Raw genomic sequence first — 14,234 nt, 5'->3', positions numbered from 1 at the left:
ATCAGAACCCGTAACGCAGGAAGCCGCCATCCACCGCGATGCATTCGCCGGTGACATAGCTCGACGCCGGCAGGCACAGGAAGCCCACCGCCGAGGCCACTTCTTCCGGCTCACCGATGCGCCGCATCGGCGTGCGTCCGATCACTTCTTCGTAGTAGTCGGTATCGGACAGCGGGCCGGAGGTACGACGGGTGCGGATGTACCACGGTGCCACGGCATTGACCCGGATGCCGTCCTCGGCCCATTCCACCGCGAGGTTGCGGGTCATCTGGTGCATCGCCGCCTTGGTCATGCCATAGACCACGCCACTGCGCACATGGGTCAGGCCGGACACGCTGCCGACGTTGACGATGGCCGATGACGCGTGGCGCGCGAGCAACGGATGCGCATAGCGCGACAGTTCGAACGCCGAGAACAGATTGGTCTCGAAAATGCCACGCCACTCGTCTTCGGAGTACTCCGTGGCGGGCTTGGTGATGTTGCCACCGGCATTGTTGACCAGGATGTGCAGGCCATCGGCGTGGTCCTCGACCCAGTCCAGGATCTGCCGACGGTCTTCGTCGTCGGATACATCGGCGGCCAATGCGTGAACCTGGTGCTGCGGATACACATCCAGCAGCTCATCGCGGGCGCTCTCCAGCATGTCGAGGTCGCGGCCGACGATCATCAGATCGGCGCCGAGACCGGCCAGTTCATGCGCGATCGCCAGGCCGATTCCGGCGCTGGCACCGGTGATCAGGGCCGTCTGCCCGTCCAGGCGCCACCGTTGCTGGGTCATATGTCCTCCGGGGCCGCGCCCACTGTGTTTCGATGCGGCAAGGATACGCGCTCACGACCGTCCCCCGTCCGTGATGCGACACTGGCCCCACATCCCTTGTGGAGAGCTGCCATGCGCGTCCTGATTCCCGCCCTGCTGTCGGCCGCCGTGCTGGCCGGGTGCCAGCGCCCTGCACCGCCGAATCCGGAACGACCACCGGAACCGCAGGCATTGGCCAAGGCAGTCAAGCAACCACTGGACCGCGCCAAAGGCGTGCAGAAGACCATGGACGAGGCGGCCGAACGCGAGCGCAAGGCAGAGGCCGACGCGCAGTAGATCCCCGCATGCAACAACGCCCGGCCAAGGCCGGGCGTTGTGCGTTCAGTAGATCCACGCCATGCGTGGACATCCTGGATCGGGTATCAGAACCCGCAGAAGCAATACGCCAGCGACTTCACCGGTGCACCGTTGCCCTTCTCGCGGGCCGCGTTCTCAACGAAGCGCAGCTGCGTATCGATTTCCGGCATCGTGCGCGCCAGCATCATCCGGCCCACGCCGGAATCGGCCAGCATCCAGGCGCCGGCGTGGCTGCCAGCGAAGCCGCTGACGAACTGCGCGAACGGCGTCGCCGCCTTCTCGATGTAACGCACACGGTACTTGTCGGTCGCACCCAGCTTGGCCCGACCGGCAGCGTCAGCCACGGCGTCCTTCAGGCCACCGAACGCATCGACCAGACCGCGTTCCTTGGCCTGCGCACCGCTCCAGACACGCCCGCGGGCTACTTCGTCGATCGCCTCGACCGGCTTCTTGCGGGCCTCGGCGACACGGCCGGTGAAATCGGCATAGCCCTTGTTGATCACCGACTGGATGACCTGTCCCACCGCCGGATCCATCGGCCGGGTGACATCGAAGGCACCGGCGAAACGGGTGGTGCCGACGCCATCGGTGTGCACGCCGAACTTGTCCAGCGCACGGCTGAAGTTCGGGATCATGCCGAAGATGCCGATCGAACCGGTGATGGTCGAGGGATCGGCATAGATGCGATCGGCGTTCATGCTGATCCAGTAACCACCGGACGCAGCGAGGTCGCCCATGGACACCACCACCGGCTTGCCCGCAGCCTGCAGGGCCACCACTTCGCGACGGATCTGCTCGGAGGCGTAGACTTCGCCACCGGGCGAATCCACACGCAGCACTACGGCCTTGACGTCGTCATCGTCGCGCGCCGCACGCAGCAGCGCCGAGGTCGATTCACCGCCGATGCGGCCGGCCGGCAGATCGCCGCCGCTGATTTCACCGGAGGCCACGATGACGGCAACCTGCGGACGCGAATCAACCGGGTTGCGACGCGCATCGAGCTGGGCCATGTAGGTGCCGAAATCGATGTTGCGGAAACCACCGTCGGCGTCTTCATCAGCCACGCCGCGTTCGATCATCAGATCCTCGAATTCCTCGCGGGTCTTCAGCGCGGTCACCAGCTTCTGCTGCAGGGCGAACTTGGCCAGGTCGCCACCAGCGGCAGCCACACCTTCAGGCAGGGTATCGATGCCGGCCGCCAGCTGCGCCGGATCCAGGCGGCGGGCCTTGGCGATGTCGCCGAGGTAGCGCTGCCACACATCGTTCATCCAGAACAGATCGGCTTCCTTGGAGGCCGGCGACGCCGCGTCGAGCACGTACGGCTCGGCGGCCGACTTGTACTCGCCCACCTTGAACAGGTGCACGTCCACGCCCAGCTTGTCCTGCAGGCCGGTGCGGAAGTACTGGCGGTAGCGGCCCAGGCCTTCCAGCACCACCGACCCCATCGGGTCCAGATAGACCTCGTCGGCCTGTGCGGCCAGCAGGTACTGCGACTGCCCCATGCTCTCGCTGAAGGCGACCAGCTGCTTGCCCGAAGCGCGCAGGTCCTGCAGCGCAGCGGACACTTCGCGCAGCGAGGCGAAACCGGACGGCTGCAGCTTGTCCAGTTCCAGCACCACGCGCTCGATCTTCTTGTCATCGCGCGCGTTCTCGATCACCCGGATCAGATCGCGCAGCTGCACTTCCTCGGCACCGTTGTCACCAACGGCCTTGGCCAGCGCGCGGCTGACCGGATCGGCGCTGTACTGCTCGACCAGGCGGCCTTCCGGCGCGATCACCAGGGTGGTGCGGTCCTGCAGCGCCTTGCTGGCGCCAGCGCCCATGCCCGCAGCGACGATGAACATCACCAGCACCAGCAGCAACAGGCCGAAGAACACCAGGTTGAGGATCAACCGGCGGGTGAAATTCATCACGTCCCACAGCCCGATGAAGAAGCTGGCGACTGGATTGCGGTTCGCCGGGGGCAGCGGCGGCACGGGTTGGTTCATGGAGCACTCCGGATGGCTTCTTGCCGTGGTGACAGCATAGCCGGTGCCGCGTGAGGCAGCATCGGACACAAGTCAGGGGATCGCCGGTCACAGTTGCCCTGGACCGGCGTGATGTCAGGCCAGCGTGGACTGGCCGATGCGCTTGCTGCTGCGGCTCAGGCGCCAGCCCATCAGGATTGCCGCCGCGGTCAGGCCGACGATCAGGCCGATCCACATGCCCTGCGGGCCCATGTCCAGGCCGAGGCCGAGCCCGGCGCCCAGCGGCATGCCCAGGCCCCAATAGGCGAACATGGCGATGAACATCGGCACGCGGGTGTCCTTCAGTCCGCGCAGCGCGCCGGCCGACAGCACCTGGATGCCATCGGGGAACTGGAAGGTGGCCGCGTACAGCAGCAGGGTCGAGGCCAGACCGGCCACGGCCAGGTCGTTGGTGTAGACGCCGACGATGGCGTCGTGGCCGAACAGCAGCGCCGCCGCCGACAGCGTCTGCGTACCCATGATGATCGCGTAGCCGGCCCACGCCGCACGGCGCACGCCGAAGCCATCGCCACGGCCGACCGCATGGCCGACCCGCACGGTGGTCGCCTCGGCCACGCCCATCGGGATCATGAAGCACAGCTGCGCCACGTTGATCGCGATCTGGTGCGCAGCCGCTTCATTGGCACCCAGGCGACCGATCAACAGTGCGGTGACGATGAACAGGCCACCTTCCATCAACACGGTGATGCCGATCGGCAGGCCGGTGCGCAGCAGGTCCCAGATCGCTGACCAGCGCGGCCCCTCGAAGTGCGAGAACAGCTGCAGGTGGGCAAAGCGCTTGGTGAACCACAGGTAGGTACCGAAGGCGATCGCCTGCAGCCACATCATCACCGCCGAGGCGATGCCCAGGCCTTCGGCGCCCATTTCCGGGAAGCCCAGCTTGCCGTTGGCCAGCACGTAGCCCATCGGCGCCAGCACCAGCAGACCGCCAAAACCGAGCAGCATGGTCGGCAGCGTCCAATGCATGCCTTCACTGAGATAGCGCATGCAGAAGTACAGGGTCAGCGCCGGGCCACCCCAGCGCACCGCATGCAGGAACGCCGTTGCGCCCGGCACGATGTCCGGCGCGATGCCGAAGGCCGGCAGCAGCGGCGGCACCACGGTGAGGAAGGTGAACATGATCAGGCCCAGGCCCAGCGCCAGCCACAGCGCCTGCCGGAACAACGGGCCGATCTCGCGCTCACGGCCGGCGCCATGCAGCTGCGACACCGAGGCGGTGAGTGAGATCAGCGTGCCGATCGGGATCAGCATCGGCAGCCACAGCAGCGCGGTGCCGATGGTCACCGCGGCCAGGGTGGATGTCGCATGGTGGCCGGCAATCACGTTGTCGACGAAGGAGATCAGACCGGTGGAGACGTGCCCGAGCACAAGCGGCAGGGCAAGCAGACCGGTGGCGCCGACTTCCTTGCTGAAGCGCGGCGTGGAGGTTGCAGTAGACATAAGGTGCTTGACGCGAACTACGGTTGCGCGCGAAGGGCACAGGCACCGGGTTGCGGCCGGCCATCTTACGCGCGCTGGGCGGCCATTCCCATGACTGCCCCATAAAGGGGACGGAGGGAATCAAGTCGTATCCGGCACAGTCGGGCCAGAAATGACCTAGTTCCCTCCCTCCCCTTTTTCTTACTGCCCGGCCTGGCGCTTGAGCCAGGTGTCGCGTTCGGCGGCGGGGACGGTAAGGAATGCGCTGCGTACGCTGTCGCGTTCCTGCGGCGGTGTGCGCTGCGCGACCAGGGCCAGCTGCGCCAACTGCGCCGGGCTCAGCTGGCGCAGCACGGCAAGGACCGCGTCGCGCTGTTGCGGCGGCACGAAGCCGAACAGGCCGTGCAGCTTGGGGAACTCGGCGCCCAGTTGCGGGCCCAGACGCCAGCCTTCGCGGAAGGCCTGGTCCTGTGCCAGGAACTGCGTGCGCAGGCGCTGCTGCTGATCGGCCGGCAAGGCGGCGAAACGGCTGGCGGCCTGACGGATGCGTTCGCGCTCACCCTCTGGCAGGGCCCGCCACGCGGCGTAGTCGCTGCGACGCTGACGTTGCTGGGCGGGATCGAGTTGCGCGAATGCCGCCGCTGCGGTGGGCGCGGCCGCCGACGGTGTTGCCGAAGGTGCGGGCAGCGGCACGTTCAACGATTGCGGCGCAGCGGCCAGCGACAGCGGCAAGGCCAGCAGCAGGCCAGCGAAGAGGAGCTTATTCATCGGCAGCAGAGGTTTCCAGCGCTGCGCCGACCGGTTCCGGGCGGGTCGGCTTGGGTTGTGACTCGTCCACCGGCAGCGGGCCACCGGCAGCACTCCAGGCATGCATGTCGGCCTCGGCCAGCAGCGGGTAATCGCGGTCGGCCAGCATGGCGGCATCTTCGCTGGCCTGCGCATCGCCGCCTGCAGCGGGGCGGACATCGCTGGCGGGCAGTGCCTCGACGGTGACCGGCCCGGCCTCACCCACCACGCCCTCGGGCAACGGGCCATCGGCCGTCAACGCGCGGCCCTGCCAATGGCGCCAGCCCAACGCAGCCAGCAGCAGCACCGCCACGGTGATCAACAGGATCACCGGGCCACGCCAGCGCGGCTTGGTATTGGGGCGACGACGCTTGCCGCTGGCAGGCGCGCGTTCGTCGCGCGGCGGCGCACGCCAGCTGGAAGCAGGCGCCTGGTTGTTGGCCGCTGGCGCGGACGGTTGCGCCAGCTGCTGCAGACGCTTTGCCGGCAGGTCGCGGATACGCAGCTGCACCTGTTCGGCCAGGGTCCGCCATGCGGCGGCATCGGGCTGGCCATCGGCATCGCGTGGGCAGGCGGTGGCCAACAGGCGTTGATAACCCTCCTCGTCGACATCCAGAACGCGGGTGGCGATGCCCTCGTCCAGGCTGCCGCCCACCCGCAGCAGCAGCGCCAGCCGCGGCAGGGCGGCCATCTCGCCCAGCGCGGCCAGCGACGGCGGCCACTGGCCGGTGGTCGGCTCGCGCAGCGCCTGGCGCTGGCCCAGCAGGGTCCAGAAGCGGCCGGGCCACTGCGCCATCGGCAGGTCGCTGGCGACGGCGGCGAAGGCGCGCATCACCGCCACCAGCGTCTGTTCGGCACGGGCGGGGTCACCGCACTGCAGTTCGGCCACGACCAGGGCACGGCGTTCGACGCCACGCAGAAAAGCCGACAGCGCGCCGGCCGCGGTCGAGGAAACAGGGGCGGGCACAGCCGTCATCGGTCACTCCAAAGGTCTGCCGGCATGATAGCGGCAGCCCATCGCTGCCCGGCAGGCTTGCGATTCCAGACACTTCATGCTGCAGGTTGTGCACAGCATCACGCGGGAATCGGGCGATTCCTCGATGAATGGCTGAATTCACCCTGTTTCAGCAATGTTTCACACTTAAGTTATTGATTTTAATGTACTTTAAAGTATGGCTATTTTTTGACCAACCCAAGCGTGAGGCCGTCGCCATCGGCCTCATGCGGCGCCACGAGCCGCTAACGCACAGACTTATCCACAGAAGATGTGGATAAGACTGAATCTCCAATAGACACCGATATTTAGGTGACATTTATGATTCGCCGAAGGGCATGCCAGTCGCATCTGCCTCTGCAATGCGCCCTCGCAGGGGCCGTTACACTGACCCGATGCTCGCCCCCGATTCCGGCCCCGTCCCGACCCTGCAGGTCGCCCTGCCCGTCCCCCTGCCGCGCCTGTTCGATTACCTGCCGCCACAGGGCGAGGGCCCGACGATGGCGGTCGGCTGCCGGCTGAAGGTGCCGTTCGGCAACCGCGAACTGATCGGCGTGGTGGCCGGCCACGGGCAGGCCGAGGACAGCCAGGGGCTGCGCCAGGCACTGGCCTGGTGTGACTCCGCGCCGCTGCTGCAGGGCGAGCTGTGGCAGAGCCTGCAGTGGCTGGCCCGCTATACCCACGCCCCCTTGGGCGAGGTGCTGAGCACCGCCCTGCCCGGCCCGCTGCGGCACGGCGAACCGCTGCCCGATACCCATCACTGGGGCTGGCAGCTGACACCGGAGGGCCACGCCCAGCGCGAAAAGCTGCGCGCCGGCAGCCGACCACGGCAACTGGCCGAGCTGCTGGCCGACGCGGTGGTGGACGAGGATGTCCTGTCCGCGCGCATGCAGGACTGGCGGGTGGCCGCACGCAGCCTGGGCAAGCGCGACCTGGCCGAGCGCATCGCCCTGAGCGTGGCGCCGCAGCACGCCCAGCCCCTGCCCGGCCCCACCCTCAATGCGGAGCAGGCCGAGGCCGTGGCCGCGATCACCGCCGCCGAAAGCTTCCAGGCCTTCCTGCTGGACGGGGTGACCGGCAGCGGCAAGACCGAGGTCTACCTGCAGGCAATCATCCATTGCCTGGCGCAGGGCAGGCAGGCGCTGGTGCTGGTGCCCGAGATCGGCCTGACCCCGCAGACCCTGGCGCGCTTCCGCGGCCGTCTCGGCATTGCCGTGCACGCGTTGCACTCGGGGCTGACCGACAACGAACGCGCGCGGGTCTGGGCCGCGGCCTCACGCGGCGAAGCGCGGGTGATCGTCGGTACGCGTTCGGCGGTGTTCATCCCGCTGCCGCAGCCCGGCCTGCTGATCGTCGACGAAGAGCACGACGGCAGCTACAAGCAGCAGGACGGCATCCGCTACCACGCGCGCGATTTCGCCCTGGTGCGGGCCAAGGCGCAGGGCGTTCCGGTACTGCTGGGCAGCGCCACGCCCTCATTGGAAACCCTGCACAACGCCTACGCCGGCCGTTATGCGCATCTGCGCCTGAAGCAGCGCGCCGGTGATGCCCGACCGCCGCGCGTGCGCATCCTCGATGTGCGCAAGCGCCCGCTTCGCGATGGCCTTTCCGCCGACGTACTGGCCGGCATCGGCGAACACCTGCAGCGTGGCCAGCAGGTGCTGGTGTTCAAGAACCGGCGCGGCTATGCGCCGGTGCTGCTGTGCCACGACTGCGGCTGGACCGCGCCCTGCAACCGCTGCGATGCACCGATGACTGTGCATGGCGGTGGTCGTCGCCTGCAATGCCATCACTGTGGTGCGCGGCAGCCGGCACCGTTGGCCTGCCCCGCCTGTGGCAGCCTGGCGCTGCAGCCGCAGGGCATCGGCACCGAGCGGCTGGAAGAACACCTGGTCAGTGCCTTCGCCGATTTCCCGGTGGTGCGCATCGACCGCGGCACCACCGCACGGCGCGATGCGCTGGAGCAGCAGCTGGCCAAGCTGGGCAACGAACCCGGCATCCTGGTCGGCACGCAGATCCTGGCCAAGGGCCACGACCTGCCCAAGCTGACCCTGGTGGTGGTGGTGGGCATCGACGAAGGCCTGTTCTCGGCCGATTTCCGCGCCAGCGAAAAACTGGCGCAGCAGCTGATCCAGGTGGCCGGCCGCGCCGGTCGCGCGCGCGATCCGGGCGAAGTGTGGCTGCAGACCCATCACCCGGGTCATCCGCTGCTGGAGACGCTGGTGAGCGGTGGCTACCACCCGTTCGCGCAGGCTGAATTGAACCAGCGCGAAGCGGCGGGTTTTCCACCGTTCGCGCACCTGGCGCTGATGCGCGCCGAAGCGCAGCAGCTGGAGCATGCCAATGCCTTCCTGCTGGCCGCGCGCACACTGCTGGGCGAACAGAACGTGGTGGAGGCCTATGGGCCGATGCCCGCACCGATGCCGAGGCGTGCCGGCTACCAGCGCACGCAGTTGTTGTTGTCGGCAGCGCAGCGGCCACCGCTGCACGGGGTGCTGGCACAGCTGGTGCCGCAGCTGTACGCGCTGCCGGAGGCACGCAAGGTGCGCTGGTCGCTGGATGTGGATCCCACCGACCTGTATTGATCGGCAGAGCGCTGCCGAGCATGGCTCGGCACTACAGGTGCCACCTTGGATCCACCGTTACGTCATCGGTGACATCACGCCGCGCTGGTACGCCGGGCGCTCGCGCAGGCGTGCATACCAGTCGGCCAGGTGCGGCAGGTCCGGGCGCTGGATCGGCAGCTCGAACCACGCGTAGATCAACGAGCCCAGGGCGATGTCACCCATGGCGAATTTCTCGCCCGACAGCCACGGCTGCTTGGCCAGGGTCGCGTTGGGCAGCGCCAGGAAATCACCGGCGCGCACGATCGCCGCATTGATGCGCGCCTCATCGCGGTCGGCCGGCGCGGTGCGCATGATCCCCCAGATCAGTTCGGAGTACAGCGGCGCCATCCGCGAGGTGCTCCAGTCCATCCACTTCTCGGCCTGCGCACGCTCCATCGCGTCTTCCGCGTACAGCGTGCCCAGCGAATAGCGCGCACTGAGGTAGCGCACGATGGTGTTCGACTCCCACAGCGGCAGGCCGTGGTCTTCGATCACCGGCACCAGCCCGTTCGGGTTCATCGCCACGTACTCCGGCGACTGCGTTCCACCGTGGCTGCCACCCACTTCGATGGACTGGTACGGCAGGCCGATTTCCTCGGCACACCACAGCACCTTGCGGACGTTGCTGGAATTGCGGCGACCCCAGATCTTCAACATGCGGATTTCCTTGCGTGCAGCGCTGCGCCAAGAGGGCGCGGAGCCGTTACGATACGCCGATCCACAAGGAGAAACGGCATGACCGCATGGGATGCAGTGAATTACGTTCTGCTGGCAGCAGGGCTGGTGGCGCTGGTGCTGGGGTACCGCCGATCCAACCGCAACATGCTGCTGTGTGCCGGGCTGTTGCTGCTGGCATTCAACGGAGTTGAGGATTTCGCCGATGGCTTTGCTGCGGGCTACGCGGGGTCCGACGCACGCGCGCTGTAGCGCGTGCGGAAAGCAGCCGAGCGTGGCTCGGCTCTGCTTTGCACCGGCGTTTTCCGGCGTTACCGGTTCTTCTTCGGCAGCGCGCGCACGTAGGAGGATTTACCGTCCTTCTTCAGTTCGAACAGACCGATCGCGGCCAGCAGGTCGCTGAGTTTGCCGTACCCGTAGTTCCGCGGATCGAACGAGGCCTGGTTGCCGATCTGGCTGCCGACCGGGCCCAGGTGCGACCAGCCATCCTCGCCTTCTGCCGAGGACACCGCACGGCGCAGCATCTTCACCAGGCGCGTGTCGCTGCGCATTTCCGCACCGCTCTTGCGCGGGCGCGCATCGTCGCTGCTCGCCTGTTCGCTGGGCGCCTGTTCGTTCGATGATGGTTCGTTCGATGCCTGCTCGACATCCTGCACGCTGGCGTGGGTCTGGCCCAACGCTTCGAGATAGGTGAACTTCGAGCACGCGTTGACGAAGGGTTCCGGGGTCTTCTTTTCGCCGAAGCCATAGACCTTCACGCCGTCGGTCAGCAGGCGCATCACCATCGGGGTGAAGTCGGCATCGCTGGACACGATCGCGAAGCCATCGAGGTTGCGCGCGTACAGCAGATCCATCGCGTCGATCACCATCGCCATGTCCGACGCGTTCTTGCCCTTGCTGTAGGCGAACTGCTGGATCGGCCGGATCGCGTATTCGTGCAGCACCGCCTCCCACCCTTTCAGCCGCGGGCTCTTCCAGTTGCCATAGGCACGGCGCACGTTGGCCACACCATAGCGAGCGACCTCGGCCAGGACTTCGTCGATCTTCGAGGCCGGTGCATTGTCGGCGTCGATCAACAGGGCGATGCGCTTTTCCGGTTCGCTCATGGACTCCTCACGGGCAGTTGCCTGAACCCGAGTATCGCCGATCCGGATGCACGCTGACGTGACAAGGACCGGCCGTGCGAAGATGCCAGGCACTTCCCCCATGCCCCCCCTGGAGTGAGTCGATGAGTCGTGATCGCGTCCCCCACCTGGTCGTTGTCGGCGGCGGTTTCGCCGGCCTGTGGGCCACCCGTGCGCTGGCCCGCGAACGCATACGCATCACCCTGGTCGACCGTCGCAACCATCACCTGTTCCAGCCGCTGCTGTACCAGGTGGCCACCGCAGGACTATCGGCTCCGGATATCGCCGCACCGCTGCGCCACATCCTCGGCCACCAGCGCAACGTGGAGGTGCGGCTGGGCGAAGTGGTGGCCATCGACAAGGAAGCCCGCCAAGTGCGCATGGCCGATGGCAGCACGCTGGACTACGACAGCCTGCTGCTGGCCACCGGCGCCACCCACGCCTATTTCGGCCATGACGAATGGGCCGACGATGCGCCGGGCCTGAAGACGCTGGACGATGCCATCGCCCTGCGCCGCAAACTGCTGCTGGCGTTCGAGCGCGCCGAGGCCGAGCCGGACCCGGCAAAGAAGGCCGCATGGCTGAGCTTTGCCGTGGTGGGTGGTGGACCGACCGGCGTCGAGCTGGCCGGCACCCTGGCTGAAATCGCCCGGCATACGCTGCGCAATGAGTTCCGCCACATCGATCCAGCCAGCGCCAAGGTGCGGCTGGTCGAGGCCGGTCCGCGCGTGTTGTCGACCTTCCCGGAAGTGCTTTCGCTGAAAGCACGCCGGCAACTGGAAAAGCTGGGCGTGGAAGTGATGACCGGCACGCCGGTCAGCCACATCGATGGACAGGGCTTCAAACTGGGCGACCAGTTCGTGCCCGCGCGCACCGTGGTCTGGGCCGCCGGCGTCGCAGCCTCGCCACTGGCGCGCACGCTGGACGTGCCGCTGGACCGCGCCGGACGCGTGCCGGTGCAGCCGGACCTGACCCTGCCCGGCCATCCCGAACTGTTCGTGGCCGGCGACCTGGCCGCACTGAGCCAGGCCAACGGCAAGCCGGTACCGGGCGTGGCTCCGGCCGCCAAGCAGATGGGCAAGTACGTGGCAGAAACGCTTCGCGCACGCCTGCACGACAAGCCCGCGCCGGGGCCGTTCAAGTACGCCGACTTCGGCAACCTGGCCACCATCGGTCGCATGGCCGCGATCGTGCACCTGGGCAAGCTGCAGCTGTCGGGCGTGCTGGCCTGGTGGTTCTGGCTGGCCGCGCACGTGTTCTTCCTGATCGGTTTCCGCAACCGCGTCGTGGTGCTGCTGAACTGGGCGGTGGCGTACTGGAGCTACCAGCGTAGTGCGCGGATCATTTTTGGCGATGACCGCGAAGACCGGCGGCCGAAGCGGTAGGTAGCGCGGGAGAGCGCCCTCGACCGTCACAGTAGATCCACGCCATGCGTGGATGAATTTGTGTGCAGGCTGCATGGAGCGTAGCCACGCGTGGCGTGGCTCTACTGCTTCATCGGGCCGCTGGGCACCCGCTCATGTCCGGCAGAAATCTTCGCGATAGGTAGTGCCGTGGGCGCGCCCTCGACCGGCACAGTAGATCCACGCCATGCGTGGATGAGTTTCTGTGCAGGTTGCATGTAGCGCAGCCACGCATGGGGGGGCTCTACTTCGGCTTCGGGTACCACAACGCGTTGACGATGACCCAGCGCTGCTCGAAGCGGCCCATGTGGAAGTAGTCGACGAACCACGGCGTTTCCAGCCGCACCGAGGCCGCGTTGCCGGTCACGTCCAGCACCGTGCAGCGGCGATCCCATTGATCCTTCGGGGTCTTCAGCGCGCCTTGTTTCGTCAACGCGACCAGCTCTTCCTTCGACATCCGGCGCAGGCCGAGGCGTTCGTCGGGCGTATCACCGAGCACCGCGCGCTTGGCCAGGTCCGGATGCAGGGAACGGGCGACGCGCTGCGGGTCGGCTTCAAGCTGTCCGTCGACGTAGTCGTGGCAGGTCGCTTCGATGGCCGCGATCGTGGTGGCGTCGGCGGCGGGGCTTGCCGCTGCTGACAGTGCGAACAACAGGGCAACGGTGGACATCCGGGTCTCCAGCGCAGAGGGCTGGGCGATCATGGCATGGCCGGATGCGCCCCATCCACGCATGGCGTGGATCTACCGGCGAAGTTGTAGAGCCGAGCATGGGCTCGGCTCTACAGAACAGCCTCGGCCGGCGCCTGCAGCCAGGCCAGCTTGCGTTCGCGCGGCTGCTGCTTGAGCTCCCATTCGGCGCGTGAGGCCGCTGCCCTGTCCGGGTACTCGCGCACCGCCAGCACCCGCAGCGGCGGGCGCGACCGCGTGTAGCGTGCCCCCTTGCCCGCCTGGTGGGCGGCGAAACGGGCCTGCACGTCGGTGCTGATGCCGGCGTAATAGCTGCCGTCGCGGCATTCGAGCAGGTACAGGAACCACGGGCGGGAAGGCGAAACCATGCCCGGATTATGCCGTGCTGCACTGCAGCGGATATACTGGCGCCCGAATGCAGGAGAGAGGCGCCGCGCTGGCGCCCGCCGAAGGCGCAGGCTCCCATGATCGCTCAGGCCGGTGGGCTGGAATCCCACCAACCATGCATTCGACTCGCCGAGCTGGAGAGAGGTCACCGGGCATGCCCGGGACGATCCGCCGAAGGGGCACGCGGCTCACGCCGCTGAACTCTCAGGCAAAAGGACAGCGGGAGCGGCACCGGTCATCGTCATCCCGTCATTGCGCAGGCAACGGCGGTGGTCGCGCATGGCCGGCCCCACCGCGTCCGGAGCCTGTCCATGCTGCTATCCATCATCTACCTGATCGCCATTTCCGCCGAAGCCATGACCGGTGCCCTGTCTGCGGGCCGCCGCCGCATGGACCTGTTCGGCGTGGTCATGATCGCCTGTGTCACCGCGCTCGGCGGCGGCTCGCTGCGCGACATCCTGCTCGGCCACTACCCGCTGGGCTGGGTGAAGCATCCCGAGTACCTGGGCTTCACCGTGTGCGCGGCGCTGATCGCGACCTGGGTGGCGCGCTGGATGCATCACTTCCGCCGCACGTTCCTGGTGCTGGACGGGCTGGGCCTGATCGCCTTCACCCTGATCGGCTGCTCGATCGCGCGCGAGGCCGGCCATGCACTGCCGATCGTGCTGATCGCCGGCATGCTCACCGGCGCCTTCGGCGGCGTGCTGCGCGACATCCTCTGCAACGAGGTACCGCTGATCTTCCAGAAAGAGCTGTACGCGATCATCTCGCTGCTGACCGGTGCGGTGTATCTGCTGTTGCTGCACTGGGGCGTGGCCGATGCCACGGCGATCCTGTGCTGCCTGGGCGGAGGGTTCGCCGTGCGCCTGCTGGCGATCCACTACCGCTGGGAAATGCCGAAGTTCGTGTACCACGACGAAGTGCATTGATCGTTTGACGGTGATGCCGGCCGTCAGTCGGCATTTCCGGCTGCGTTGCATGACCAAGGTCACGCGGCGACGGCCCGCGTAA

General features: G+C 67.3%; 14 protein-coding genes and 2 riboswitches. Of the genes, 5 read left to right on the top strand and 9 right to left on the bottom strand.

From position 1 onward, the window contains the following. Position 1: 1 nt before the first annotated feature. A complete protein-coding gene (locus tag HFK18_RS07195; RefSeq protein ID WP_025879399.1) occupies positions 2 to 778 on the bottom strand; it encodes an SDR family oxidoreductase in 777 nt (258 codons plus the stop codon). 111 nt (positions 779 to 889) lie between these two features. Between HFK18_RS07195 and HFK18_RS07190 the strand changes: the two genes are divergently transcribed. After that, positions 890 to 1,093, top strand: a complete 204-nt coding sequence (locus HFK18_RS07190) for a hypothetical protein (protein ID WP_180165378.1) — start codon at positions 890 to 892, stop codon at positions 1,091 to 1,093. An 86-nt stretch (positions 1,094 to 1,179) separates the two neighbouring features. Here the strand turns inward: HFK18_RS07190 and sppA are convergent, their stop codons facing one another. The 4 genes from sppA to HFK18_RS07170 all read right to left on the bottom strand — a co-directional run bounded on the left by sppA (position 1,180) and on the right by HFK18_RS07170 (position 6,322). Beyond that, positions 1,180 to 3,102 carry a signal peptide peptidase SppA gene (sppA, locus tag HFK18_RS07185; protein ID WP_089237192.1) on the bottom strand — a complete coding sequence of 641 codons (1,923 nt, stop codon included), beginning with the start codon at positions 3,100 to 3,102 and terminating at the stop codon, positions 1,180 to 1,182. A 114-nt stretch (positions 3,103 to 3,216) separates the two neighbouring features. Further along, complete coding sequence (locus HFK18_RS07180; RefSeq protein WP_180165376.1) at positions 3,217 to 4,581, bottom strand: MATE family efflux transporter; 1,365 nt, start codon at positions 4,579 to 4,581, stop codon at positions 3,217 to 3,219. A gap of 180 nt (positions 4,582 to 4,761) precedes the next feature. Continuing rightward, positions 4,762 to 5,328 (bottom strand): DUF3106 domain-containing protein, encoded by a 567-nt coding sequence (locus tag HFK18_RS07175; protein ID WP_180165374.1) that lies wholly within the window; start codon positions 5,326 to 5,328, stop codon positions 4,762 to 4,764. Beyond that, positions 5,321 to 6,322, bottom strand: a complete 1,002-nt coding sequence (locus HFK18_RS07170) for a hypothetical protein (RefSeq protein WP_180165372.1) — start codon at positions 6,320 to 6,322, stop codon at positions 5,321 to 5,323. The genes HFK18_RS07175 and HFK18_RS07170 overlap by 8 nt, the downstream gene beginning before the upstream one ends. A 413-nt stretch (positions 6,323 to 6,735) precedes the next feature. On the opposite strand from HFK18_RS07170, the gene HFK18_RS07165 reads away from it, so the two are divergent. Then, positions 6,736 to 8,925 carry a primosomal protein N' gene (locus HFK18_RS07165; RefSeq protein ID WP_180165370.1) on the top strand — a complete coding sequence of 730 codons (2,190 nt, stop codon included), beginning with the start codon at positions 6,736 to 6,738 and terminating at the stop codon, positions 8,923 to 8,925. 57 nt (positions 8,926 to 8,982) lie between these two features. On the opposite strand, the gene HFK18_RS07160 is transcribed toward HFK18_RS07165, so the two are convergent. Continuing rightward, entirely contained in the window at positions 8,983 to 9,603 is a 621-nt protein-coding gene (locus HFK18_RS07160) for a glutathione S-transferase (RefSeq protein WP_180165367.1), read from the bottom strand. 78 nt (positions 9,604 to 9,681) lie between these two features. Here HFK18_RS07160 and HFK18_RS07155 point away from each other — a divergent pair, with 78 nt between their 5' ends. Further along, on the top strand, positions 9,682 to 9,873 hold the full coding sequence (locus HFK18_RS07155; RefSeq protein ID WP_100462249.1) for a hypothetical protein: 192 nt from the start codon (positions 9,682 to 9,684) through the stop codon (positions 9,871 to 9,873). Positions 9,874 to 9,932: 59 nt separating this feature from the next. On the opposite strand, the gene HFK18_RS07150 is transcribed toward HFK18_RS07155, so the two are convergent. Further along, entirely contained in the window at positions 9,933 to 10,727 is a 795-nt protein-coding gene (locus tag HFK18_RS07150; protein ID WP_100553750.1) for an NYN domain-containing protein, read from the bottom strand. Between the two features lie 122 nt (positions 10,728 to 10,849). Between HFK18_RS07150 and HFK18_RS07145 the strand changes: the two genes are divergently transcribed. After that, a complete protein-coding gene (locus HFK18_RS07145; RefSeq protein WP_180165365.1) occupies positions 10,850 to 12,130 on the top strand; it encodes an NAD(P)/FAD-dependent oxidoreductase in 1,281 nt (426 codons plus the stop codon). A 262-nt stretch (positions 12,131 to 12,392) separates the two neighbouring features. On the opposite strand, the gene HFK18_RS07140 is transcribed toward HFK18_RS07145, so the two are convergent. Both HFK18_RS07140 and HFK18_RS07135 read right to left on the bottom strand, forming a co-directional pair. Then, the gene (locus tag HFK18_RS07140) at positions 12,393 to 12,818 is read right to left on the bottom strand and encodes a nuclear transport factor 2 family protein (RefSeq protein ID WP_180165364.1); all 426 of its coding nucleotides are present in this window, start codon (positions 12,816 to 12,818) and stop codon (positions 12,393 to 12,395) included. A 110-nt stretch (positions 12,819 to 12,928) separates the two neighbouring features. After that, positions 12,929 to 13,204 carry a GIY-YIG nuclease family protein gene (locus HFK18_RS07135; protein ID WP_099820506.1) on the bottom strand — a complete coding sequence of 92 codons (276 nt, stop codon included), beginning with the start codon at positions 13,202 to 13,204 and terminating at the stop codon, positions 12,929 to 12,931. 40 nt (positions 13,205 to 13,244) lie between these two features. After that, positions 13,245 to 13,334: riboswitch (glycine riboswitch) on the top strand. Positions 13,335 to 13,347: 13 nt separating this feature from the next. Beyond that, positions 13,348 to 13,451: riboswitch (glycine riboswitch) on the top strand. An 83-nt stretch (positions 13,452 to 13,534) separates the two neighbouring features. Between HFK18_RS07135 and HFK18_RS07130 the strand changes: the two genes are divergently transcribed. Beyond that, positions 13,535 to 14,152: a trimeric intracellular cation channel family protein gene (locus tag HFK18_RS07130; RefSeq protein ID WP_032952083.1), complete on the top strand. Its 618-nt coding sequence runs from the start codon at positions 13,535 to 13,537 to the stop codon at positions 14,150 to 14,152. The last annotated feature ends 82 nt before the right edge of the window (positions 14,153 to 14,234 follow it).

The sequence above is a fragment of the Stenotrophomonas sp. SbOxS2 genome (genome assembly GCF_013416715.1).
Taxonomy (GTDB): domain Bacteria; phylum Pseudomonadota; class Gammaproteobacteria; order Xanthomonadales; family Xanthomonadaceae; genus Stenotrophomonas; species Stenotrophomonas lactitubi.
This window is presented reverse-complemented; position numbering and strand designations above follow the sequence as displayed.

What these genes read in the sequence shown, in the direction of transcription:
- HFK18_RS07195 (WP_025879399.1), bottom strand. Translation starts at nt 778, where the DNA reads ATGACCCAGCAACGGTGGCGCCTGGACGGGCAGACGGCCCTGATCACC.
- HFK18_RS07190 (WP_180165378.1), top strand. Translation starts at nt 890, where the DNA reads ATGCGCGTCCTGATTCCCGCCCTGCTGTCGGCCGCCGTGCTGGCCGGG.
- sppA (WP_089237192.1), bottom strand. Translation starts at nt 3,102, where the DNA reads ATGAACCAACCCGTGCCGCCGCTGCCCCCGGCGAACCGCAATCCAGTC.
- HFK18_RS07180 (WP_180165376.1), bottom strand. Translation starts at nt 4,581, where the DNA reads ATGTCTACTGCAACCTCCACGCCGCGCTTCAGCAAGGAAGTCGGCGCC.
- HFK18_RS07175 (WP_180165374.1), bottom strand. Translation starts at nt 5,328, where the DNA reads ATGAATAAGCTCCTCTTCGCTGGCCTGCTGCTGGCCTTGCCGCTGTCG.
- HFK18_RS07170 (WP_180165372.1), bottom strand. Translation starts at nt 6,322, where the DNA reads ATGACGGCTGTGCCCGCCCCTGTTTCCTCGACCGCGGCCGGCGCGCTG.
- HFK18_RS07165 (WP_180165370.1), top strand. Translation starts at nt 6,736, where the DNA reads ATGCTCGCCCCCGATTCCGGCCCCGTCCCGACCCTGCAGGTCGCCCTG.
- HFK18_RS07160 (WP_180165367.1), bottom strand. Translation starts at nt 9,603, where the DNA reads ATGTTGAAGATCTGGGGTCGCCGCAATTCCAGCAACGTCCGCAAGGTG.
- HFK18_RS07155 (WP_100462249.1), top strand. Translation starts at nt 9,682, where the DNA reads ATGACCGCATGGGATGCAGTGAATTACGTTCTGCTGGCAGCAGGGCTG.
- HFK18_RS07150 (WP_100553750.1), bottom strand. Translation starts at nt 10,727, where the DNA reads ATGAGCGAACCGGAAAAGCGCATCGCCCTGTTGATCGACGCCGACAAT.
- HFK18_RS07145 (WP_180165365.1), top strand. Translation starts at nt 10,850, where the DNA reads ATGAGTCGTGATCGCGTCCCCCACCTGGTCGTTGTCGGCGGCGGTTTC.
- HFK18_RS07140 (WP_180165364.1), bottom strand. Translation starts at nt 12,818, where the DNA reads ATGTCCACCGTTGCCCTGTTGTTCGCACTGTCAGCAGCGGCAAGCCCC.
- HFK18_RS07135 (WP_099820506.1), bottom strand. Translation starts at nt 13,204, where the DNA reads ATGGTTTCGCCTTCCCGCCCGTGGTTCCTGTACCTGCTCGAATGCCGC.
- HFK18_RS07130 (WP_032952083.1), top strand. Translation starts at nt 13,535, where the DNA reads ATGCTGCTATCCATCATCTACCTGATCGCCATTTCCGCCGAAGCCATG.